Genomic DNA, 22,890 nt, shown 5'->3' with positions numbered 1-22,890 from the left:
ACTGGCCGCGAACCGCGAACCGCGAACCGCGAACCGCGAACCGCGAACCGCGAACCGCGAACCGCGAACCGCGAACCGCGAACCGCGAACCGCGAACCNCCGCGAACCGCGAACCGCGAACCGCGAACCGCGAACCGCGAACCGCGAACCGCGAACCGCGAACCGCGAACCGCGAACCGCGAACCGCGAACCAGGGGCTGGGGCTGGGGTCGGCGGCTGTGCGGGTGGGTGCGCGTGCGCGGAGACGGCTGACACCACCCATGGGCTGCTGCCTCCGCTGCGGGTACCCGTGGGGGACGATCCCGAGCGCTGGCAGACGTTCCCCGGTGAGCGGCTGGTCGTCGTCATCGCCCGCACCGTCACCTCGACGGTCCGGGTCCTCGACGTCCTCCGCCCGGTCCTGCGCAACGACCCGCGTCTCCACCTGGTCTTCGCCTTCGATCCCAGCTCCGCCTTCAACGACGGCGTCCATGCCCTGCTGCGCTCGGTCGGCGCCCGGGTGCTGCCCTGGCACCAGTTCACCCGGATCTCCCCTCACCTGATCATCACGGCGACCGAGAACGCGGATCTCACCGCCGGGCACCACACCTGCCCGGTGCTGGTACTGCCGCACGGGGTCGGCTTTCACAAGGTCGTCCCCGATTCCCGCAGCGACCGCGACCGACTGGCCGGTGTCGTCCCGGACACGCTGCTGCGCAGTGGCCGCGCCCGGCTCGCGGTCTCCCACCCGGACCAGGCGGCCCAACTCGCCGCCGCCCACCCCGCCACCTCCGGCTGCACCCTGCTCGTCGGCGACCCCTGCTACGACGCGCTGCTCGACGGGCGGGAGCTGCGGGACCGCTACCGCCGGGCGCTCGGCCTCACGGACCGGCGGCGCCTGATCATGATCAGCTCGACCTGGCGCGATCACTCGGCCCTGGGCCGGGACCCCGCCCTCCCGGCCCGCCTGCTCGCCGAACTCCCCCTGGACGACTACGCCGTTGCACTGATCACCCACCCCAACATCACCTCCGCCCACGGCGGATACTCCCTCCGTTCGCACCTCGACTCCGCGCACGACGCCGGGCTGCTGACGATCCCGCCGACCGCCGGCTGGCAGGCCACCCTGCTCGCCGCCGACCTGCTGATCGGTGACCACGGGTCGGTCACCTTCTACGGCGCGGCGCTCGGCACGCCGTTGCTGCTCGGCGCGTTCGGCGACGACGAGGCCGTCGCCGACACGCCCATGGCCGAGCTGGGCCGGATCGCCCCGCGGCTGCTCCCCCAAGAACCGTTGCGTCCGCAGATCGAGCGGGTGCTCGACCTGGCCGGAACGGCCGGCGACGACACCATGGAGCGGGTGCGCAAGGTCGGTGAAAGCGCCTTCGCCGCGCAGGGCCGGGCCCTGCGGCTCCTGCGCACCGCCATCTATGACCTGCTGGGCCTTCCCGAGCCGGTCGGCCCGCCACCTCCGCGCCGTGCCCCGGAGCCACCCGTCCCCCAGGATCGCCCGGAAACGGGACCGGCCACCGCCTGTTACGTCCACACCTCCCTCTCCGAGGGCGCCGGCGGCCCCTCCGGCGCCCGGATATCCGTCGAACGCTTCCCCGCCGCCGTCGCCGGCTTCTCCTCCGACACCCAGGGCGATACTCCCGAGGGCCCGTTCCGCCATCTGTCCTGTGCCGACGACGAGTGGGACCGGCAGTGGCCGGAGAGCGCCTCCGTCCTCGTCCGCCGGACCGCGGCCGGTACCGCCGTGGGCGCCGACCGGTGGATCGACGACACCTTCGCCCGCTATCCCGGCTGTCTGCTCGCCGCCGTCACCGTCGCGGGCCGGGGCTGCCGGGCCGGGCTGCGCGACGGCCGGACCGTCGAGGTCTCCGCCACCGGCCGGTTGGACGACGCCGCCGTCCTGGCCGCCGTCGTCTACGCCTGCCTGCGCGCCCGGCACCCGCTGGAAGGCTTCGCCACCCTCGCCCTCGGCGGCCGTACCGAGGATGTGGTGCTCCGCCTCACCTGGCGAGCGACCGGGCCACGCCCCGCCGGCTGACGGGCCCACTCGCGGACAGCCGCCGTGGGGAGATGCCCGCCGGCGCCACGCCGTCGGTACTACCCCGAGCTGCCGTCGGTGGTGTCCGTGTCGGTGTTGGCATCGGTGTCGGTGTCGGTATGGCCGGCGCCTTCTCCGCCGCTCGTACCGTTCCGGCCCTGCGCACCGGCCGAGGTCTCCGTCAGTCTGCGACGCAGCTCCACAGCGCGCGGGCCGCCGCCCGCCTCGTATATCTCCAGGGCGCGCATCAGATGGCGCCGCCACCGCTCGTGATCACCGCGCTGCTCGGCGAGTTCGGCCAGAGTCTCGCACACCTGCGCCTCGTAGTGGACGGCTCCGCGCTCGCGGAGCATGGCACCGGCCTCCTCCAGCGCGGCAACGGCCTCCGCAGGCCGCCCGAGGTCGCGGAGCACGCCCCCGATGGCGGCCAGTGCGCGGGCGCCCATCCGACGGTCGTCGATGGCCATGAACCCGTCGTAGGCCCCTTCGAGGGTGGCCCGGGCCTCCTCGGTGCTGCCGACGGCGTGCTGGGCGCAGCCCATGAAGTAACGGCCGATGGCGATGCCGCGGTCGTCACCCGCGGCGCGGTAGAGGACCATCGCCTCCTCGTAGGTCGCCACGGCGCGGACCGGGTCACAGCGGTCCCAGTAGCGGCCGTAGAACTCGCGGGCGGAGGCGCGGAGCAGAGTGTGGCCGGACTCGTCAGCACGGGCGACGGCGGTTTCCAGTTCCCTGCGGGCGCGGCGCAGCTCCTCGCGGTCCATCAGGGGACGGGACAGCAGGGTGCGCAGCCGGGCCTCGGCGGCGGGGTTGCCGTCCGCCGCGGCATGGCGGACGCCCAAGTCGCCGCTTCTGACCCAGTCGTTGAGGTAGCGGCGGTTGAGGAAGAGCGCGGTGAGCGCCTCGGCCAGCTCCCAGACCTGGCGGTGCCATCTGTGGTCCGCGGCGGTCTGCTGGGCCGACAGCAGCTCGGCGCGCCAGGCGTCCAGCCAGTCCAGCGCCTGCTGTCGGTCGCCGAAGGCGGTGGCGCGGTCCGCCTCCCCCAGCCGTTCCGTATACGTCCCGATACGCATCCGGCGGCCCATGACGGCGAGATCGGCCTGTGCGGCGCGGGTGAGCAGATGCTCGACGACGCGGGCCACGACCGCGGTGCGCGCGGCCTCGTCGTCCTCCTGGACGGCCTGCTCACGGGCGTGCAGGCGCACCAGGTCGTGGAACTCGTAGCGCCCGTCCGCGGCCACCGTGACCAGGCTCGCGGCCTCCAGGACGTCGAGCTGCTCGGCCGTGTGGGCAACGGTCGTCCCGGCTGCCGCGGCGGCCGATGCGGCGTCCCAGCGGCGGCCGGGATGCAGGCCGAGCAGTCGGTAGAGCCGGGCGGCGGGTGCGGGCAGCCCCGCGTAGGCCACTCCGAAGACAGCGGACACCGGGCGCTCCCCTCCCTGGCGCAGGGCCTCCAACCGACGCCGGTCGTCGGCCAATTCATCGGCCAGCGCGGCGACCCGCAAACCTGGATGCATCACCAGTCGCGCGGCCGCGACATGCAGCGCCACCGGCAGCCCACCGCAGCTGTCCACGATGCGCAGTGCCGCGTCCTCGTCGCCCGCGGCGATGCGCTCCTCCCCGCACAGCGCCCGCAGCAACTCCAGCCCGTGCTCCGGCGACAGTGGTTCGAGCGACATGAGGCGGGCGCCCTCGCGGAGCAGTTCCCCGAGCCTCGACTGGCTGGTCGCGAGGACGACGCTACCCGGAGCACCCGGGATCAGCGCCCGTACCTGCGCCGGCTCGGTCACGTCGTCGAGCACCATCAGCACCCGGTCGTCTGCCGTCCGGCTGCGCAGCAGGGCCGTCAATTCGCCCAGGGTGCCGGGCAGATACTCGTCCTCGACACCGAGTGCGCGCAGGCAGTGGCTCACCCCGGCCGAGACATCGCCGCCCCTCTGCGCCCGCAGCTCGGCGAAGTCGATGTAGAACTCGCCGCCGGGGAAGCGGCCGCGCTCCCCCTCCGCCCATCTCCGTACGGTCGCGCTCTTGCCCACTCCGGGCAGGCCGCTGAGCACCGCCAGACCGCCGGCGTCGCCCACCCAGCCGTCAATCTCTGCCAGCACCGGCTCCCGGTCGACGAACTGCCGGAGCGCGGCCGGCACCTGCCGTGGCACCGGACGCTCCCGCCGCGGCATCTCGAAGCGCAGATCGCCGTGGATCACCCCGGCCTGGATCACCGGGCCGTGTGCGGTCCCACTGAAATCGTTCCGGACGCGTCCGACGTCCGCACCGTTGTCCCCCATGTCGGCTCCCCCCCACATCGATCGACTCCCTACACGAAAAACGCTACTTGACGCCACTGACAACGCGGCACGGCGGTGGTTCGCGCGGACGCCTCGGCGCCACAAACCGGTCACCATCGATCCATAGCGATGAGTTTCGGTCAGTGATCGACCACCGGTCGATGACAGACGGGTGGGGGCGACGAGGCGGATCAGACGGCTCCGCTCGTCGCACTCTCCTACCGCTCCGTCCGCTCCGACCGCTGTCCCAGGAGGCGTTGGGCGAGGGCGAGGGTGGCCTGCGGATCGCGGGTGGGGCCGGGCGCCGCCGTGCGGTGGCTGGGGAGCCGTTCGACGGTGGCGGCGCCGGTGTCGGACTCCAGGGCGGGGGCGTAGCCCGCGGCACGCAGGGCGTCCAGAGTGGCGGCCGGCGGGCGGGCGCTGACCAGGACGGTCGGGGCAAGGGTGCGCAGTTCCAGCTCGCGCAGGGCGTGGTGGGCGGCGAGTTCGGCGATCAGCACCTCGTCGTCGGAGCGGACACAACAGGCGGCGGGCACGACCCGCATCCGGCCGTGGGTGCGGGCGGTGTCCTGGATGAGGTAGCCGAGGGGCTGCGGCAAGGTGCCGGTGGCCGAGGCGGCGGTGAGTGCGTCGCGGAGGGTGTCGGCCGTGTGACCGGAATCCAGTGCGCGGCGGACCGAGCCAGGCGTGAAGCGCCAGGTCACGGCGTGGCCCTCGGACTCCCGGTCGGCCGCGGCGGCGAGCAGCCCGGCGAGCTCGGGAGCGGGGCGGCCGGGCACGACGGCGGTCAGGTCGGCCTGGAAATGGGCTCGTTCGACGGGTGGCGGGAGCAGGTCGCGGAGCGGCTCGTCGAGGTCCGTCGGGTCGGCGAGCAAGGCCCGGCCCAGCGGGGTGAGGGTGCCATGGGCGGTGAGCCCGAGGTAGGCCGCCTCGTGGAGGGTGTGCGCTGCGCGCTCCTCGGCCATCGGCTGCGCGGTGACGGCGAGCGGTCGGTACCAATCCGCCGTCCGGAGCAGGTGGCGGAGGGGCGCGAGCGCGTCCTCGTCCTCCGGCGAATCCGGGAGGGGCAGGGGCGGGGGTACCGAGCCGGTGCCCGGTGGGACGTCGGCCAGGGCGGCGAGAAGGGCGTGCCGCAGCGCGGGGGCGTGCCGGTCGTGGCCGCGGACCAGGGCGGTCGGCGTCTCACCGAACGGGGTGTGGGTGGGGATGTCCCACAGGGCGTACCAGGCGGCCAGTACGGGAGCGAGGCGGGCGCCGGGAGGGCGGGCCAGCCAGTCGTCGTAGGCGTGGGTGGGCAGCGCGGTGATCCCGGACGGGCTGCGGGTCAGCGCGATCAGGCCGGCGGCCAGGGCGAGATCGAGCAGGAGTCGGGTGTGCGGTTCGGTGGTGCCGGCCGCCCTGGCCAGGCGCTTGACCTCGCGGACGGTCAGACCGCCGGACTTGCGCAGCGTGGCGGGCTCGTTGGCCAGGGAGGCGAGCAGCCGCTCGACGGCGGTGGCCAGGTGCGCCGCGGCCGCCTGGGATTCGTCGGACGGCGAGGTCTGCGGGGCGGGCACGGCGGGGGCGCCGGGGCGGCCGTCGTGCGGTGCGGCGCCGTCGGGAACGGGCGCCGGGGCGTGCGGTGCGAACGGGCCCAGGTCGTGGGCTGCGAGGAGTTGCGGGATACGGGGCGGCACGACGATGGAGCCGTCCTCCGCGGGGGCGGCGAGGCCGTCGGCGCACAGTGCGTCGAGGGCGGTTTCGGCCGCGGTCCGCGCGGGTCCGGGGGCGGCGGTGCCGAGCGCCGCATGGATGTCCTCGGGATGGACCGGTTCGCTGGCCAGCTGCGGGAAGGACAGCCGGTGGGCCATCAGGGACTGGTAGTCGGCGCCCGGGACGGGGGCGGCGGGCACGGCGGCGTCGCGGGCGGCGCGCTGCTGGCTGGTGCGGGCGGTGGCGGCGAGCACCTGCAGTCGCGGGTGATCGAGGTGCAGCACTACGTGGTGGAGGGTTTCGTAGGACCACAACGCACCGGCCAGGCCGCGGAGTTCGGTGGGCGCGGGCCGGCGGGCGAGCGGCTCGGCATGGCGGGTGAGGAGCGCGGCGAGCTGTTCGGGGGTGCGCTGCGCGAGGGAGCGGGTGAGTGCGTCGAGACCTTCCACGGCCTTGAGGTTAGTCATCGTGCCAGCAGGGTGCTCAGGGCGCCCACGGGGTCCGGGGACGCGGGGCCGGTGGGCCACCAGTCGGCGGCTCCGGGCTCGGATTCGTAGGGGTACCAGCGGCGGTCTCGGCCGAAGCGCAGCTGGATGCCGCGGCCGGCGTCGGTGAGGTGGTTGCCGTGCGGACGCAGCGCCGGCAGACCGGCGGCCAGGAGGGCGCTGCGGGCCCGGTCGAAGTCGCCGGCCGGGGGGTTCCAGGTGCGTTCCAGGAGGGCGAGTCCTTCGGCGCCGCCCTGCCGCCACGCGGCGACGGAACGCGCGATGTCCGCGGGAGTACGGCCGGTCGCCGCCGCGACCTCGCGGTAGAGCGCACGGGTGGTGGCCGTCAGCCCGGCGGTGGGGTGGGCGGTCGCGGCCAGACGGATGGCGTCCTCCCAGGGAGGCAGCGTCGCGAACGGGCCCGGGCCGCCCGGTCCGGCCTCTCTGTCGGGTCCGGTGGCGGACAGCCAACTGTGAGCGCGTGCCGCGGCGTCGCCGGCGAGGAGTTCGAGGGTCGCTGCGTCGAACGGGAGGCCGGCGGTGTCCGGGAGGGCCGGCGGTTGACCGGGGCGCGCGGGCACCGTCATGGGCGGCGGCAGCTGCGGCCGGGCCCGGTGGGCGAGGGCCTGGCGGGCGAGGACGCCACCGGGGGCGGTCGCCACGGACACGGCCTCCCCCTCGCTGCCAACGGCCCCTCGGGGCCGGGGCGCAGAGAGGGTTGTGGCCCCCGGCACCGAGGGCGACGCGAACGCCGTCGCCACGGCGTCCCCGGATGCCGAAGCCCGTGCCGACGCCCGTGCCGACGCCGATGCCGATCCCGGCGTGGCTACCGGTGCCGACGTGGATACCGACATCGCTGCCGAAGCGGAGCCTCCGTTCCCGGGTGCCCTCACAGCCAGAAGCGCGGCCCGCACCCGGCTTTCCCGCGAGTCGTGGCCGGCATTACGGCGGGCCAGTTCGTCGAGGAGCTCCCGCTCGCCCCGGCCGCGGAGCAGCAGCAGGACGAAGGGGTCGGCGTCCAGCAACCGGGCCACCTCGAAGCAGAGCGCGGCGGCGTGCTTGCAAGGCCGGCCGCTGTCCGGGCAGGAACACCGGGGCACCAGCTCCTCCGGCCCCGGCAGCAGCGACACGTCCCCCTCGGCCAGCGCGCGGGGCAACTCCTTGCCCAGCAGCGCGGTGAGCCGCTCGGGGCGGGCGGCCACGCCGTCCAGCAGGGCTTCCCACTCCTGCTCGCCGAGCGTCCTGATGCGTACCTCGGCGCTGTACGGGCGAGGCCGGCTGCCCCGCACGGTGGCGATCACCCGGCCCGGGGTGACGTTGATCGTGTCGACATGGCCGTCGCGGGCGTAGTCCCGGCCGCGGACTAGGCGGGCGGCATCGAGCGCACTGCTCTCCAGTGCTTCCAGCCAGGCACGGCCCCACCAGGACGCCGCGTAGGGCCCGTCCGCGCCGTCGGGGCGCGGCAGTGGCGGGAAGGTGCGCGAACGGTCGGCGCGGACCAGTCGATCCGCCGCCGCGGCTCTCCCGGAGCCGGCAGCCCGGTGCCGCCGCCCGGGGCTCATCGGCTCGGGGCTCATCGGGTGCTCCTCAAGGAGACGAGATCGGCGAGTTCGGCGTCGGTCAGCTCGGTGAGTGCGCTCTCGCCACCGGAGAGCACCGCGTCGGCGAGGGCCTTCTTGGCGGTGAGGAGCTGGGCGATGTTGTCCTCCACGGTGCCTTCGGTGATCAGCCGATGGACCTGGACGGGCTGGGTCTGGCCGATGCGGTACGCACGGTCGGTTGCCTGCTCCTCCACCGCCGGATTCCACCAGCGGTCGTAGTGGATGACGTGTCCGGCGCGGGTGAGATTCAGCCCCGTCCCGGCCGCCTTCAGCGACAGCAGGAAGACCGGCGTCCGGCCCTCCTGGAAGCGGTCGACCATCCTCTCCCGTTCGGCCACCGGCGTGCCCCCGTGCAGCAGTTGGTGGGGAATGCCCCGGACCGCGAGATGGCGTTCGAGCAGCCGTGCCATCCCGACGTACTGCGTGAAGACCAGTGTGGCGCCGTCCTCCGCGAGGATGGTGTCCAGGAGTTCGTCGAGCAGTTCGAGCTTCCCCGAGCGCGCGGCGAGGCCCGGGGCGGCCTCCCTGAGGTATTGCGCGGGGTGGTTGCAGATCTGCTTGAGGGCGGTGAGCAGCTTCATCACCAGGCCGCGCCGCGCCATGCCCTCGGCGCCCTCGATCCGGGCGAGGGTCTCGCGGACCACCGCCTGATACAGCGCGGCCTGTTCGCGCCCCAGGGGCGCCGGGTGGTCGGTCTCGGTCTTGGGCGGGAGTTCGGGCACGATACCGGGGTCGGACTTCCTGCGGCGGAGGATGAACGGCCGCACCAGTCTGGCCAGTCGTTCCGCCGCCCGCGAGTCCTCGCCGCCCTCGACCTCCCGGGCGTGCAGCGCCCGGAACGTCTTGAGCGGGCCGAGGAGGCCAGGGGTCGTCCAGTCCAGCAGCGCCCACAGCTCGGAGAGGTTGTTCTCCACAGGCGTGCCGGTGAGGGCGATCCGCGCGGGTGCCTTGATGGCGCGCAGCGCCTTGGCGGTCGAGGAACGCGAATTCTTCACGTGCTGTGCTTCGTCGGCGACGACCCATGCCCAGGTGCGGCCGGCCAGTTCACCGGCGCTGCTGCGCATCGTCCCGTAGGTCGTCAGCACGAAACCGCCGTCCACGCCGTCGAGGCTGCGGCCGGTGCCGTGGAAGCGGCGCACGGGAGTGCCGGGGGCGAAGCGTTCGATCTCACGCTGCCAGTTGCCCAGCAGGGAGGCGGGGCAGACGACGAGTACGGGGGCGGTGGGCCGCCGGTGGAGGTGGAGCGCGATGACGGTGACGGTTTTGCCCAGGCCCATGTCGTCGGCCAGGCAGCCGCCCACTCCGGTGGCGACCATGGTGTCGAGCCAGGCCATGCCGCGCAGTTGGTAGTCGCGCAGGGTCGCGCGGAGCCCGGGCGGCTGGGGCAGCGGGCGCTCCCGGGTGGTGAGCCGGCCCCGCAGGTCGGCGAGTGCGCCCAGCGGCACCACCTCGACCTCCTCGCCGTCCACCTCCACGGTGCCGTCGAGCGTCGCGGCGAGCGCCTGGGCCGGGTCCAGATAGCCCAGTTCGCGCTTACGTGCCTTGCGGACCAGCTCGGGGTCGACGAGAGCCCATTGATCGCGCAGTCGGACCATCGGGCGGTGTGCCTCGGCGAGGGCGTCCATCTCCGCCTCGTCGAGCGGTACACCGTCCATGGCCAACTGCCATCGGAACTCCGCGAGTTGATCGGCGTCGAAGAATCCGAAGCCGTCCGCAGCCGAGCCCGGCGCGGGACGCAGCACGGCCGTCGCGGTCAGGCCGCGGGTCAGCTCCCTGGGCCAGTGGACGGTGACCCCGGCTGCACCCAGGCGACCGGTCGCCTCCCCCAGCAGGTCGTACAACTCGTCCTCGCTGAGCGGGAGTACGTCGGGTACCGGGCGCTCCAGGAGGCGACTGAGCGGGGGCCAGACACGGGTGGCCCGGCGCAGCGCGAGGAGTGCACCGGCGCGGGACCGCGCACCGAAGGCGTCGGGCGCCCCGCCTTCCCATAGTTGGCGGGCATCGACGATCAGCGTCGGATCGCTGAGGCTGTGGACCTGGAGCACGGCCGCCGCTGCTCGGCGCTCCTCGATGGCGCCATCCCCGGGCACCACCCCTCCCCCGGTCTCACTCCCTGCGCCCTCCTCCGTGGCCACACCCGCCCCCGTGGTGTCGAAGAGCCGGGACGGGGAGAGGTCCAGGCGGAGCGAGAGCCGCACTCCGGCGTCGGTACCGGCCGCGACCTCGCTCGCCCACTCCCGGGCGGCCGGAAGGTGCTGCGGCGCCGTCGCGGCGAACGGGGCGCCGGCCACCAGCGCGGCGGCCGGGGTGCGTGGCAGGGTGTCGACGACGGCGTCCACGAACTCCCTTACCAGGTCGGCCGGATCGGGCAGCCGGAGCGGCCGGCTGCCGGGAAGGGGTGTCGCATACGCCTCTGCCGGCATGGCGGCGGTGATGGCCCGGAGGTGCGCGACGTCGTCCGGGTCGAGCGGGCCGGCCCGCCAGGCGTCGGTGTCCTCACTGGTCAGGCCCGGCAAGATCCGGCCCCGGGCGGCCAGGTGCAAGGCATGCAGAGTAGCCGCGCCCCAGCAGGCCGCGGCCGGGTGGGCCTCCGGTGCATACCGCGCCCGGACCAGCAGGGGAACGGCCTCGGGCAAAGGAAGCACCAGTGCGGGCACGCTACGGCTCCGCGCGCCGTCGCCATGGCGCCGGGCCACGGTCAGCCGTGTGATTTCGCCGTGCGACCCCGTCTGCCGGCCCTCGTCCGCCTCAGCCGCTCCGGCCGCGGCATGGGGGAGCGCCCCGCCGTCCGGCCGCCAGAAGGCGACCGTTCCGGCACGCGGCGTCCGGGAGGGCAGGAAAAGCGCGGCACAGGCCGACACCGCCGCGGCCCGGTCACCATCCCCGCCGTCAGCCGTGCCGCTTCTTCCCACCGGCACGGGCGCACCGCGGGCAGGAGTGACGGACGACCGAGGCGTCTTTTCCGACGCCTCCTGCCACCTCGTCATGCCGTCCCCTGCCATCGGATCGTTCGACGCCGGTAACGGCGCCCACCGGGCCTGTCGCGCCCAGTCACCTTCTGCTAAGCCCCCGACCTGCGAGTCTACGGTCGTCCTCATGTCGTCTCCCCCGTCGTTCTCCGGCGGCCGCGGCGATCTCAAGCAGTCACGGCGCACTCTCCGGCCGGTCGGCCCGCACCCCTCACTCTCTTCCTGCGCTTCCCTCTCCTACGACCTTCCGAGCCGTCCGCGCCATCGCGGCTCTGCGTGATGTCGAGGAAAGCAGACGCCACTGACAATCCCCCGCGCGCCGCCGCCGACCCAGCCCGCACGCGCCCCCGGCAGCGCAACCGACACCTTCCGCCGTTACCCACCTGACCAGCACAAAGGCCCGCCGATGGAGCCTCACAGGCGACACGCAACCGCCTCGCGACGAAGTTATCCACAGGCCGAGTGAACCCCACTCGCGTCCACACCGATTCGATTACAGTCAGTAACGAAATCGCTCGCGGAAGCTGCCGTCAGGTGACCACGGCAACGCACCGCACGGAGACATACCGCACGGACGCCGAACCAAGACAACAACCCACTTGAACGACGACACAGACAGGAGCCCCCATGCACACCCCCACCCCCGAGCAGACCGCCGCGGCAGAAGCCTTTCCGACCGGCGCGCACCTCGTGATCCAGGCCGGTGCCGGCACGGGCAAAACGACGACCCTGGCGATGCTGGCGCACACTGCCCGCCGGCAGCGCCGCACCGGCCGCTATCTCGCCTTCAACCGCGCCGTCGCCCGCCATGCCGCCCGCACCTTCCCCGCCGAGGTGAGCTGCGGAACCGCCCACGCCCTCGCCTACACAGCCGTGGGCAGGCACTACCAAGCGCGCCTGAACGCCCCTCGTCAGGCAGGCTGGCGCACCGGCGCCGCCCTCGGGATCGAGGAGGGCAGGTGCTTACGCATCGGCCCGCGCAAGGTCAACAACAAGGCCCTCTCCTACACCGTCTTGCGCACCGTCACCCGCTTCTGCCAGTCCGCCGACAAGGAGATCGCCCACCATCACGTCCCGCCGCTGCGCGGGGCCGAGTCCGAGCCGCTGCACGCCCACCTCGCCGACGTCGTCCTGCCCTACGCCCGCAAAGCGTGGGCCGATCTGCACCATCCCGATCACGGCGTGGTCCGCTTTGAGCACGATCACTACCTCAAGATGTGGGCACTGAGCGACCCCGTCATCCCGGCGGACTTCCTCCTCCTCGACGAGGCGCAGGACACCAACCCGGTCGTCGAACAGGTCCTCACCGCGCAGCGCGATCACGCACAGCTGGTCCTGGTCGGGGATTCCGCGCAGGCCATCTACGGCTGGCGCGGTGCCCGCGATGTGATGACCGGCTTCGACGGCACCCATCTCAGCCTCTCCCGGTCCTTCCGTTTCGGGCCCGCGCTCGCCGCCGAGGCCAACCGCTGGCTGGCGATCGTCGAGGCCCCCATCCGCCTCACGGGTTCGCCCCACCAGGAGACCGAGTTGTGCCGGCTCCCCCGGCCCGAGGCGATCCTGTGCCGGACGAATGTGGGCGCCATGGTCGAGGTGATACGGCAGCTGGAGGCGGACCGTACGGTCGCGCTCGCGGGCGGCGGTGAGCCGCTGAGCGCCCTGGCCCGCGCCGCGCAGGACCTCGCCGCGGGCCGACGCACCGCGCATCCCGAGCTGATGCTCTTCGAGAGCTGGTCCGAACTCCGCGAGTACGCGGAGTACGACCCGGCCGGACGCGACCTGTTGCCCCTGGTGGAGCTCATCGACGAACACGGCGCGGACGCCGTGCTCCGGGCCCTGGAGCATCTCTCGCCGGAGGCGTCCGCCGAGGTCACGGTGTCCACGGCCCATCGCGCCAAGGGCCGCGAGTGGTCCGACGTGCGCATCGCCGACGACTTCACCGGCCCCGACGATCTCGACGAGCGCGACGACGACGGCACACCGCTGCCCGGCCCGGTCGATCTCGACGAGGCCCGCCTGGCCTATGTGGCGGTGACCCGCGCCCGGTCCCGACTCGACATCGGTGGGCTGTCCTGGATCAACACCCACCCGGCCGGCGACCCACGCCCGCAAGGCAACTCCCCGCCGGGGCGGGAAAGGCGACAGAACGGGTCCGCAAGGGAGAAGCGCAACGGCACACAACAGACGTGACGGACGTGACGATCAGGAGGATGCTGGAGATGGGAGATGGATGGCCATGCGCACAGGTGATGAGCCTCTTCACGCGCGCAGCCCACTGCGCATGCGATTCACGCTGGCCTTGTGGGGCTTGCTGTGGACGGTCGCCGGCGCCGTGGCGTTCGTGATGGCCGGCCGGCCACAGTGGGCAGCCGCCTGTGCCGCACTGGCCGCGGTGACCCTCGCGGACCTGGCCATGGTGATCCGGCACATCCACCAGGGACCGCACTACCAGCCCGGCAGGAACATACCGCCCTACGAGCCCGACCGAGGGCGCAACGAGATACGTGACACCGCCGGTCGGCGGCGCGACTCCAGACCGTAGCCGCAGCCGGTCACCAGCGGTGGGCGGTGACGGCCTCACCGGCACTGGTCGTCCCGGTCACGGAGCACCGTCGTTCGGGCCGGCGGCGCGGTCACCGTTTCCCCGCTCGGGGCCGAAGCGGGCGGCTTCCAGGAATTCCGGACGGGGTTCCAAGGCCGCCGCCAGGCGGAAGTGCCGCAGTGCCTCATCGGGACGGCTGGCGCGTTCCAGCGTGCGGGCGAGGGCGAAGTGCGCGAAAGCGTTGTCCGGTTCGCGCTCCAGGACGATCTGGAACTCCAGCTCCGCGGGGCGGAGTTGGGCGGAGAGAAAGAAGGCACGGGCCCGCAGCAGTCGCGCCGCGGTGTTCTCGGGGTGTGCGGTGATGACCGAATCCAACAGCCGGATCGCACCGCCCGGGTCACGGGCGGCCAGCAGTTGCTCGGCGGCACGGTAGTCGATGACATGCGTCTCGGGACTGCGCTCGGGCACGGACCGTCTCCTCTCCGGGGGTCGTCGGGGCAGGCCGTGGACGGCCATGCTCCGCACCGCGGTCTGTGCGGTGCAACAACCACGTCGTGAACACTCGAGTGCGGTGCCGCATTCCCGGTCCGGCGATCTCGGCCGTCGGGTGCCCCGTTGCCGAGGCGCGTCCCGCACCGACGTCAGCCCCTCACGCTGACGCCGATGCATCCGTGGCTAGAGGCTGATGTGGTACGCCTTACGCAAGGTCTCGTGCACCGTCCAGCGTGTGCGGTCGCCCTCGCGCAGGACGCAGGCGTCGCCCGGCCCGACCTCCAGGACCTGGCCGCCCTCGACCTCGATGGTGGCGCGCCCGCCGACGACCACGAAGAGCTCGTTCGCCTCCGTGTCCGTCACCACGCCCGGTGTGATCTGCCAGATGCCGCGGATCTGGCGGCCGTCCGGTGACTCCCACAGCACCTTGCCGGTCACCACCGGGTCACCGGAGACGATCTGTTCGGGGTCGAGGGGTTCCGGCTCCAGGTCGGTGTCGGCGAGTCCGGGGACGTTCACCACGAAGGAGGCAGGAGCAGCATCGGCGGGGCCGGCCGCCGGAAAGGGCTCCGCGGCGGCGGAGCCGGGCCCGGTACCGACGGCCTTGGGGTCGAGGTCGGTAGGTGTGGTAGATGCCATGGCGGTGAGGCTACCGCCCGGTCTCAGGCGTCCCGCAGGCGCTCCCAGACCTTGCGGACCTGGGGCTCCAGCGCTTCCAGCGGACCGTCGTTGTCGATCACCAGATCGGCGATGGCCAGCCGCTCCTCGCGGGTGGCCTGTGCTGCCATCCGCCGTGCCGCCTCGTCCTCCGCCATGCCCCGCAGCCGTACCAGCCGGTCCAGTTGGGTCTGGGGTGCCGCGTCGACGACCACGACCAGGTCGTAGAGCGGCGCCAGGCCGTTCTCCGTCAGGAGCGGCACATCGTGGACCACCACGGCGTCCGGTCCGGCCGACGCCTCGAGTTCGGCCGACCGCGCGCCCACGAGCGGGTGCACGATCGCGTTGAGCGCCTTCAGCTTCTCCTGGTCGGAGAAGACCAGCGCGCCCAGCTTCGGCCGGTCCAGGGTGCCGTCCGCGGCGAGGATGTCCTCCCCGAACTCCTCGACCACCGCGGCCAGTCCGGGCGTACCGGGCTCGACGACCTCGCGTGCGATCTTGTCCGCGTCCACGATCACCGCGCCGTACGACGCCAGCAGCCGCGACACTTCGCTCTTGCCGGCACCGATCCCGCCGGTCAGCCCCACCTTCACCATGACCCCACGCTATACGGCGGACGTTGCCGGAGAACGCCCGGGTGGCATCCCGCACACGGCCGACGCCTCCCCCGCCCGGACGCCAACCAACCCGACACCAACTGCCCTAGCCCCCGTCCGGCCGGCGTCAGATCGCGCCCCCGCCGCCCTCGGCCTCGCGCTCCGCCAGGAAGCGTTCGAATTGCCGGCCGATCTCGTCGGCCGACGGGAGCTCCACCGGCTCGGCAACGAGGTTGCCCCGGGTCTCCGCCCCGGCCACCGCGTCGTACTGGTGCTCAAGGCCGGTCACCATGGCGACCAATTCCTCGTCGCCCTCGGAGATCTGCCGCTCGATCTCCTCCTGCGTCCGCAGCGCCTCCGTGCGCAGCGCGTGCGCGGCGTTGGGCAGCACCAGGCCGGTGGCGGCCGTCACCGCCTCCAGCGCGGTCAGCGCGGCGTCCGGATACGCGGACCGGGCGAGGTAGTGCGGCACATGCGCCGCCACGCCCAGGACGTCGTGCCCGGCCTCGGCGAGCCGGAACTCGACCAGGGACTCCGCACTGCCCGGCACCTGCGCCTCGTCGAAGAAGCTGCTGTGGCCCGGCATCAGGTCCGTGCGGTTGCCGTGCGGGGTGAGGCCCACGGGCCGGGTGTGCGGCACGCCCATCGGGATGCCGTGGAAGTTGACCGAAAGCCGGACACCGAGCCGCTCCACTATCTGCCGAATCGCCACCGCGAACCGCTCCCACTCCACGTCCGGTTCGGGCCCGGACAGCAGCAGGAAGGGCGCGCCGGTGGCGTCCTCGACCAGGTGGAGTTCGATGCTCGGGGCCTCGTACGCCGTCCAGCGGTGCCGTTCGAAGGTGAGCAGCGGCCGGCGGGCGCGGTAGTCGACCAGCCGGTCGTGGTCGAAGCGCGCCACGACCCGGTGCGACAGGCCGTCCAGCAGCCGCTCCACGATCTGCTCACCGGTCTCACCGGCGTCGATGTAGCCCTCGAAGTGGTACAGCAGCACCAGACCGGCGGAGTCCCTGGCGGTGATCGCCTCGACCGCCGCCAGCCCGCTCGGTTCCCATTCGTACAACCCCTGCGGATCCAACACAGTGACCGCTCCTCCTCGTGTCCATGAGTGACAACGTCCCGAGCAGCCCCCGGCATTCCCATCCCGCCGCCCCGGTCCCCACACCACGGCCGCCGCGCGCCCCCCTCCGTCCTCCTCCACATCACCCAGCGTTCACGTCGATGAACCCCTCATACCTCCCAGCCCGGTTGTTCCGCTCCCCCGCCACACGGCGCTCGGCCCGCCTTGCCCCCACCCCGAGGCGATCCCTGGACGCCGCTTCGCCCTTACCCTCTACCTTCACCACGCTCCAGCGATTCACTGTCCCACCCAATGTTCATATATGGGACGGCAGTTGGATGCGTACGGGGCCCTTCGGTCTTCTTCGTCGCCGCGCTCTTGGCCACGGCCGGCGTTCTGACCGCCGCCGCACCCGGCGACACCATCCGCCTCGCCGACGACGGCAGTCACCGCGGCAACTTCTCCGCCGCCACAGCCGGCACCGCTGCGTCCCGCATCCCCCTGACCGGCCCCTCGAAGGCCGTGCTCACTGCGAGCGGCGGGTACGGCCTGCATCTGGACGGGGCGTCCTACTGGGCCATCCGGGACACCGGCAAGGACGGCCGGGGAATGGGCAAGGGCGTCTGCGTCGGCAGCGCGGGGGCACGAACGACAAGCAAGAGTGGCCACGTGCGGATCTTGGACAACACGATCGGCCCGTGTGTCAGCGGGGAGAACGCCGACATCAAGGAGGGCGCCACCGGCGCCCGGAGGACCCACACCACGGACAACGGCTACGAACGAGACCACACCCGGCAGCCGGCCGGGGTTGTGGCAGCTGCCCCTCACCATCACAGGCGACAACTCGGTCACCGGCGGCCGGGGCCGTCCTCACGCCCCGCCCAGCCCTCTCCCCGGCCGCCACCCGCAGCCCTCGGGCCTCAGGCCCGCACATGACGAAGGCCCGCTCCCCGAAGGGAGCGGGCCTCGCGTCTTCAGCTACCTCAACCGGCTAGCGCTGACGGTGGGACCGTTCAGCTCTGGCCGCCGGCCAGCTTCTCGCGGAGCGCGGCGAGGGCCTCGTCCGACGCCAGGGCGCCGGAGTTGTCCGCCGACTCCGAGGAGTACGAGCCACCGGAGACGTTGCCGCCGCCCTGGCCGCCGGCCGCCGGAGCGGCAGCGCCCTCGGCCGCGGCCTGCTCGTCGGCCTCGCGGGACTTGATGACCTGGGCCTGGTGCTGCTCGAAGCGCTGCTGCGCCTCGGCGTACTGCTGCTCCCACGCCTCGCGCTGGGCCTCGTAGCCCTCCAGCCAGTCGTTGGTCTCCGGGTCGAAGCCCTCGGGGTAGATGTAGTTGCCCTGGTCGTCGTAGGACGCGGCCATGCCGTACAGGGTCGGGTCGAACTCGACCGCCGACGGGTCGGCGCCGAAGGACTCGTTGGCCTGCTTCAGCGAGAGGCTGATGCGGCGGCGCTCCAGGTCGATGTCGATGACCTTGACGAAGATCTCGTCGTTGACCTGGACGACCTGCTCCGGGATCTCCACGTGGCGCTCGGCCAGCTCGGAGATGTGGACCAGACCCTCGATGCCCTCGTCCACGCGGACGAACGCACCGAACGGAACGAGCTTGGTGACCTTACCCGGGACGACCTGACCGATCTGGTGGGTCCGGGCGAACTGCTGCCACGGGTCTTCCTGGGTCGCCTTGAGCGACAGGGAGACGCGCTCGCGGTCCATGTCGACGTCCAGGACCTCGACCGTGACCTCCTGGCCGACCTCGACGACCTCGGACGGGTGGTCGATGTGCTTCCAGGACAGCTCGGAGACGTGGACGAGACCGTCGACGCCGCCCAGGTCCACGAAGGCACCGAAGTTGACGATGGAGGAGACGACGCCGGAGCGCACCTGGCCCTTCTGCAGGGTGGTGAGGAAGGTCTGGCGGACCTCGCTCTGGGTCTGCTCCAGCCAGGCACGGCGGGACAGGACCACGTTGTTGCGGTTCTTGTCCAGCTCGATGATCTTGGCCTCGAGCTCCTTGCCCACGTAGGGCTGAAGGTCGCGGACGCGGCGCATCTCGACCAGGGAGGCCGGGAGGAAGCCACGGAGGCCGATGTCGAGGATGAGACCACCCTTGACGACCTCGATGACGGTACCGGTGACGATCCCGTCCTCTTCCTTGATCTTCTCGATGGTGCCCCAGGCACGCTCGTACTGGGCGCGCTTCTTCGAGAGGATCAGGCGGCCTTCCTTGTCCTCCTTCTGGAGAACAAGCGCCTCGATCTCGTCACCGACGGCGACGACCTCGTTGGGGTCGACGTCGTGCTTGATCGAGAGCTCACGGCTCGGGATGACGCCTTCGGTCTTGTAACCGATGTCGAGCAGGACCTCGTCCCGGTCGACCTTCACGATGACGCCGTCGACGATGTCGCCGTCGTTGAAGTACTTGATCGTCTCGTCGATCGCGGCGAGGAAAGCTTCCTCGTTACCGATGTCGTTGACCGCAACCTGCGGGGTGGTGGCGGTGGTCTCGGTGCTGCTCGTCATGTGGGAAAGGGCTCCGGTACGGACATTGAAGTCGTAGGTACTGCTACGCCGAGAGCCCGTATCGCCTCTGCATCAGACCGGACAGCGTCTAAGGCGCACCCTCCGGAGCCCCGTAGAAAACGGGAGCCGACCGAAACGCCTCAATACCGAGGGGACATTCATACAGATGCGAGCGCGGCCTGCTCCGTCCGAGGCGCGCAGGCCCGCAGCGCAACTTGTAGCATACGGGGGCAGCCGGACAGGGTCAATGCGCCAAAGGCGCACAGCCGGGGCGGAACGCCCCATAACCGGCGCACGCGATTGTTCCGCGAGGCTGGACGGCCTCGCAGTCCCCCGCTGCGACAAGCACAGCGAAGACTACGACGACGGGCGCGATGAGCCAACACGTGATGGACAGCGAGCCGGAGGCGACGCGCCGTGACGCGTCGGACGCCGAGAGCAGCCGGGCCAGCCGCGGCTGGTGGGACCGCAACGCGGACGAGTACCAGAGGGAGCACGGCGCCTTCCTCGGGGACGACCGGTTCGTGTGGGGTCCCGAAGGGCTCGACGAGGCGGAGGCCGCGCTGCTGGGGCCGGCCGCGGAGCTGCCGGGCCGGCGGGTCCTGGAGATCGGGGCCGGCGCGGCGCAGTGCTCCCGCTGGCTGGCGGCCCAGGGTGCGCTGCCAGTGGCTCTGGATCTCTCCCACCGGCAGCTCCAGCACGCGCTGCGGATCGCCGGCGCGGACACCGGCGGGCCCGTCGGCCTGGTGGAGGCGGACGCGGGCGCGCTGCCGTTCCGCGACGGCTGCTTCGACCTGGCGTGCTCCGCCTACGGGGCGCTGCCGTTCGTGGCCGATCCGGTTCGGGTGCTGCGGGAGGTCCGGCGGGTGCTGCGGCCGGGCGGGCGGTTCGTCTTCTCGGTGACCCATCCGATCCGCTGGGCATTCCCGGACGAGCCGGGGCCGGCGGGCCTGTCGGTGGCGGCCTCGTACTTCGACCGCACGCCGTACGTCGAGCAGGACGAGGAGGGCCGGGCGGTGTACGTGGAGCACCACCGGACGCTGGGCGACCGGGTGCGCGACGTGGTGGCGGCCGGCTTCCGGCTGGTGGACCTCGTCGAACCGGAGTGGCCGGAGTGGAACACCCAGGAGTGGGGCGGCTGGTCGCCGCTGCGGGGGCATCTGATCCCGGGGACGGCGATCTTCGTGTGCGCGGCGGACGGGGCGTAGCGCTCCTGCGGCGGATCGCGCCGGGGTGGGCGGCCGGCGGCCGGCGCCCGGGCGGCAGACTGGAGCGGTGAGCCGCACCCCTTCCCCGGCCGCCGGTACGCCCGGCGCCGCCCTCGCCCAGCTGCCCGTGCGCAGTGCGCTGCCCGCGCTGCGGACCGCCCTCGACACGACCGGTGCCGCGGTACTGTGCGCGCCGCCTGGCACCGGCAAGACGACGCTGGTGCCGCTGGAACTCGCCGGGCTGACCGGCGCGGGGCCGCGGCGGCGGGTGCTCGTCGCCGAACCGCGCCGGATCGCGGCCCGGGCGGCGGCGCGGCGGATGGCGTGGCTGCTCGGCGAGCGGGTCGGCGACCGCGTCGGCTTCACGGTGCGCGGGGAGCGGCGGGCCGGGCCCCGCACGGCGGTGGAGGTGGTGACCACCGGGGTGCTGCTGCAGCGCCTGCAGCGCGATCCGGAGCTGGCCGGGGTGGACGTCGTGGTGCTGGACGAGTGCCACGAGCGGCATCTGGACGCCGACACCTGCGCGGCCTTCCTGCTGGACGTACGGGCGGCCCTGCGCCCGGAGTTGCAGTTGCTCGCCGCCTCTGCGACGACGGATGCGGAGGGGTGGGCGCGGCTGCTGGGCGGCGCCGGGGAGCCGGCGCCCGTGGTGGCGGCGGAGGGCGTCTCGCACCCGGTGGAGGTCGTGTGGGCGCCGCCGGAGCGGCCGGTGGCGCCACCGCACGGGATGCGGGTGGATCCGGCGCTGCTGGCGCATGTCGCGGCCGTGGTGCGGCGGGCACTGCGCGAGCGGTCCGGCGATGTGCTGTGTTTCCTGCCCGGGGTCGGCGAGATCGCACGGGTGGCCGGGCAGCTGGCCGGGGTCGGGGCCGAGGTGCTGCAGGTGCACGGGCGGGCGCCGGCCGAGGTGCAGGACGCGGTGCTGGCGGGCAGTACGGGCGGGGCCCGCCGGGTCGTGCTGGCCACCTCGGTGGCGGAGTCCAGCCTGACCGTGCCCGGGGTACGGGTCGTGGTGGACGGCGGGCTGGCCCGGGTGCCGCGGATGGATCATGCGCGGGGGCTCAGCGCGCTGGCGACCGTGCGCGCCTCCCGGGCGGCGGCCCGGCAGCGGGCCGGGCGCGCCGGCCGGCAGGGCCCCGGGGTGGTCTACCGCTGCTGGGCCGAGGGGGAGGACGGGCGGCTGCCGCGCTTCCCGGATCCGGAGATCAAGGTCGCCGACCTGACCGCGTTCGCCCTGCAGACGGCCTGTTGGGGCGATCCGTCCGCGAGCGGGCTGGCGCTGCTCGACGCGCCGCCGGCCGGGGCGCTGGCCGCCGCCCGGGAGGTGCTGACGGCGATCGGCGCGGTGAACGCCGAGGGCCGGGCGACCGGGCGGGGCGTCCGGATGGCGCGGCTGGGGCTGCACCCGCGGCTGGCCCGCGCGCTGCTGGACGGCGCACCCGAGATCGGCGTGCGGCGCGCCGCGGAGGTGGTGGCGCTGCTGAGCGAGGAGCCGCCGCGGTCCTACGGGGACGACCTGGCGACCGCCTGGCGCACCGCGCGCCGGGGCGGCGACGCCTACGCCGCGCGGTGGCGCCAGGAGGCACGGCGGCTGGCCTCGGCGGCCGGGGAGCCCGAACGCGCCCCCGAAGACCGGCAAGGGGCGGGCGCGGGCCCGCTCCCGGAGGACGCGGCGGCCGGGCTGATCGCGGCGCTGGCCTTCCCGGAGCGGGTGGCCCGGGCGCGCGCGGCCGGCAGCTATCTGATGGCGTCCGGGACCGGCGCCGAACTGGCCGGGGCGGAGGCCGGGGGCCGGGCCGGGGACGGTTCGCGGTTGCGGGACGCGGCCTGGCTGGCGGTCGCGGTGGCGGACCGGCCCGTCACCGCGGCGTCCGCGCGGATCCGGCTCGCGGCGGTGATCGACGAGGAGACCGCCCGCACCGCGGCAGCGGCGCTGTACTCCTCCGGGGAGGAGGTGTGCTGGGCGGACGGCGAGGTGGTGGCCCGGCGGGTGACCCGGCTGGGCGCGATCGAGCTGGCGGCCCGCCCCCTGACCGCACCGGATGCCGGACTGCTGCGGGATGCCGTCGTGGACGGTCTGCGACGGGAGGGCCTCGGGCTGCTGCGGTGGACGGCCGGGGCGACCGCGGTGCGGCAGCGGATGGCCTTTCTGCACCGGGAGTTGGGCGCGCCGTGGCCGGACGTCTCCGACGCGGCGCTGCTGGAGCGCGTCGAGGAGTGGCTGGGGACCGAGCTGGGGCGGGCCCGGCGGCGGGCCGATCTGGCGCGGGTGGACGCGGGGCAGGCGCTGACCCGGCTGCTGCCGTGGGCGACCGGTGAGGCGGTGCGCTTCGAGGAGCTGGCACCGGAGCGGATCGAGGTGCCGAGCGGTTCCCGGGTGCGCGTGGACTACGGGGGCGAGCAGCCCGTACTGGCCGTCAAACTGCAGGAGCTCTTCGGTCTGCGGGAGTCGCCGCGGGTCGCGGACGGGCGGGTGCCGGTGCTGGTGCACCTGCTCTCGCCCGCCGGGCGGCCGGCGGCCGTCACGGCGGATCTGGCGTCCTTCTGGCGGGACGGCTACCGGGCCGTGCGGGCGGAACTGCGCGGCCGCTACCCCAAGCACCCCTGGCCGGAGGACCCTTCGACGGCCGAGCCGACCCGGCACACCACGGCGCGGCTGCGGCGGGGGTGAGAGCCCGCCGGGCGGGGCCGTCCCGCCGCGGGGCGGACGGCCCCGCGCGCCCGGCTCCCCGGGGGCGCCGGGGAACGTCAA

At 73.4% G+C, this 22,890-nt stretch carries 14 protein-coding genes and 1 pseudogene; 6 read left to right on the top strand and 9 right to left on the bottom strand.

All coding sequences use genetic code 11. The features are described from left to right. Window positions 1-289: 289 nt before the first annotated feature. Window positions 290-2,029, top strand: a complete 1,740-nt coding sequence (locus B073_RS0104020) for a CDP-glycerol glycerophosphotransferase family protein (protein WP_018536802.1) — start codon at window positions 290-292, stop codon at window positions 2,027-2,029. A 59-nt stretch (window positions 2,030-2,088) separates the two neighbouring features. Here the strand turns inward: B073_RS0104020 and B073_RS39055 are convergent, their stop codons facing one another. The 4 genes from B073_RS39055 to B073_RS0104000 form a co-directional block, all read right to left on the bottom strand. Next, the gene (locus tag B073_RS39055; protein ID WP_018536801.1) at window positions 2,089-4,314 is read right to left on the bottom strand and encodes an NB-ARC domain-containing protein; all 2,226 of its coding nucleotides are present in this window, start codon (window positions 4,312-4,314) and stop codon (window positions 2,089-2,091) included. 218 nt (window positions 4,315-4,532) lie between these two features. After that, window positions 4,533-6,473: a helicase-associated domain-containing protein gene (locus B073_RS48695; protein WP_026247045.1), complete on the bottom strand. Its 1,941-nt coding sequence runs from the start codon at window positions 6,471-6,473 to the stop codon at window positions 4,533-4,535. Further along, a complete protein-coding gene (locus B073_RS42675; RefSeq protein WP_018536800.1) occupies window positions 6,470-8,068 on the bottom strand; it encodes an SWIM zinc finger family protein in 1,599 nt (532 codons plus the stop codon). Before B073_RS42675 ends, B073_RS48695 begins: the two co-directional genes overlap by 4 nt. Beyond that, complete coding sequence (locus tag B073_RS0104000; protein ID WP_026247044.1) at window positions 8,065-11,079, bottom strand: DEAD/DEAH box helicase; 3,015 nt, start codon at window positions 11,077-11,079, stop codon at window positions 8,065-8,067. The genes B073_RS42675 and B073_RS0104000 overlap by 4 nt, the downstream gene beginning before the upstream one ends. Window positions 11,080-11,688: 609 nt before the next feature. Between B073_RS0104000 and B073_RS0103995 the strand changes: the two genes are divergently transcribed. Continuing rightward, window positions 11,689-13,251, top strand: a complete 1,563-nt coding sequence (locus tag B073_RS0103995) for a UvrD-helicase domain-containing protein (protein WP_018536798.1) — start codon at window positions 11,689-11,691, stop codon at window positions 13,249-13,251. Between the two features lie 46 nt (window positions 13,252-13,297). Then, window positions 13,298-13,603: a DUF6343 family protein gene (locus B073_RS39045; RefSeq protein WP_051093912.1), complete on the top strand. Its 306-nt coding sequence runs from the start codon at window positions 13,298-13,300 to the stop codon at window positions 13,601-13,603. A gap of 57 nt (window positions 13,604-13,660) precedes the next feature. Here B073_RS39045 and B073_RS0103985 read toward each other — a convergent pair whose 3' ends face one another. The 4 genes from B073_RS0103985 to B073_RS0103970 form a co-directional block, all read right to left on the bottom strand. Further along, entirely contained in the window at window positions 13,661-14,071 is a 411-nt protein-coding gene (locus tag B073_RS0103985) for a tetratricopeptide repeat protein (protein WP_018536796.1), read from the bottom strand. Between the two features lie 207 nt (window positions 14,072-14,278). Continuing rightward, window positions 14,279-14,734, bottom strand: coding sequence for a cupin domain-containing protein (locus B073_RS0103980; RefSeq protein WP_018536795.1), 456 nt, complete (start codon window positions 14,732-14,734; stop codon window positions 14,279-14,281). Window positions 14,735-14,757: 23 nt separating this feature from the next. After that, window positions 14,758-15,348, bottom strand: coding sequence for a dephospho-CoA kinase (coaE, locus tag B073_RS0103975; RefSeq protein ID WP_018536794.1), 591 nt, complete (start codon window positions 15,346-15,348; stop codon window positions 14,758-14,760). A gap of 127 nt (window positions 15,349-15,475) precedes the next feature. Beyond that, on the bottom strand, window positions 15,476-16,429 hold the full coding sequence (locus tag B073_RS0103970; RefSeq protein ID WP_026247042.1) for a PAC2 family protein: 954 nt from the start codon (window positions 16,427-16,429) through the stop codon (window positions 15,476-15,478). A 372-nt stretch (window positions 16,430-16,801) separates the two neighbouring features. Between B073_RS0103970 and B073_RS49220 the strand changes: the two are divergent. Then, window positions 16,802-16,984, top strand: a pseudogene (locus B073_RS49220) (sheath polysaccharide-degrading enzyme); the annotation flags it as partial. A gap of 437 nt (window positions 16,985-17,421) precedes the next feature. On the opposite strand, the gene rpsA reads toward B073_RS49220, so the two are convergent. After that, window positions 17,422-18,930: a 30S ribosomal protein S1 gene (rpsA, locus tag B073_RS0103960; protein ID WP_018536792.1), complete on the bottom strand. Its 1,509-nt coding sequence runs from the start codon at window positions 18,928-18,930 to the stop codon at window positions 17,422-17,424. Window positions 18,931-19,304: 374 nt separating this feature from the next. On the opposite strand from rpsA, the gene B073_RS0103955 reads away from it, so the two are divergent. Beyond that, window positions 19,305-20,138, top strand: a complete 834-nt coding sequence (locus B073_RS0103955; RefSeq protein ID WP_026247041.1) for a class I SAM-dependent methyltransferase — start codon at window positions 19,305-19,307, stop codon at window positions 20,136-20,138. A 67-nt stretch (window positions 20,139-20,205) separates the two neighbouring features. Continuing rightward, entirely contained in the window at window positions 20,206-22,809 is a 2,604-nt protein-coding gene (gene hrpB / locus B073_RS0103950; protein WP_018536790.1) for an ATP-dependent helicase HrpB, read from the top strand. The last annotated feature ends 81 nt before the right edge of the window (window positions 22,810-22,890 follow it).

Source organism: Streptomyces sp. MspMP-M5, from assembly GCF_000373585.1.
Lineage (GTDB): Bacteria > Actinomycetota > Actinomycetes > Streptomycetales > Streptomycetaceae > Streptomyces.
The sequence above is the reverse complement of the archived record's forward strand: the minus strand, read 5'-3'. Positions and strand labels throughout refer to the sequence as shown.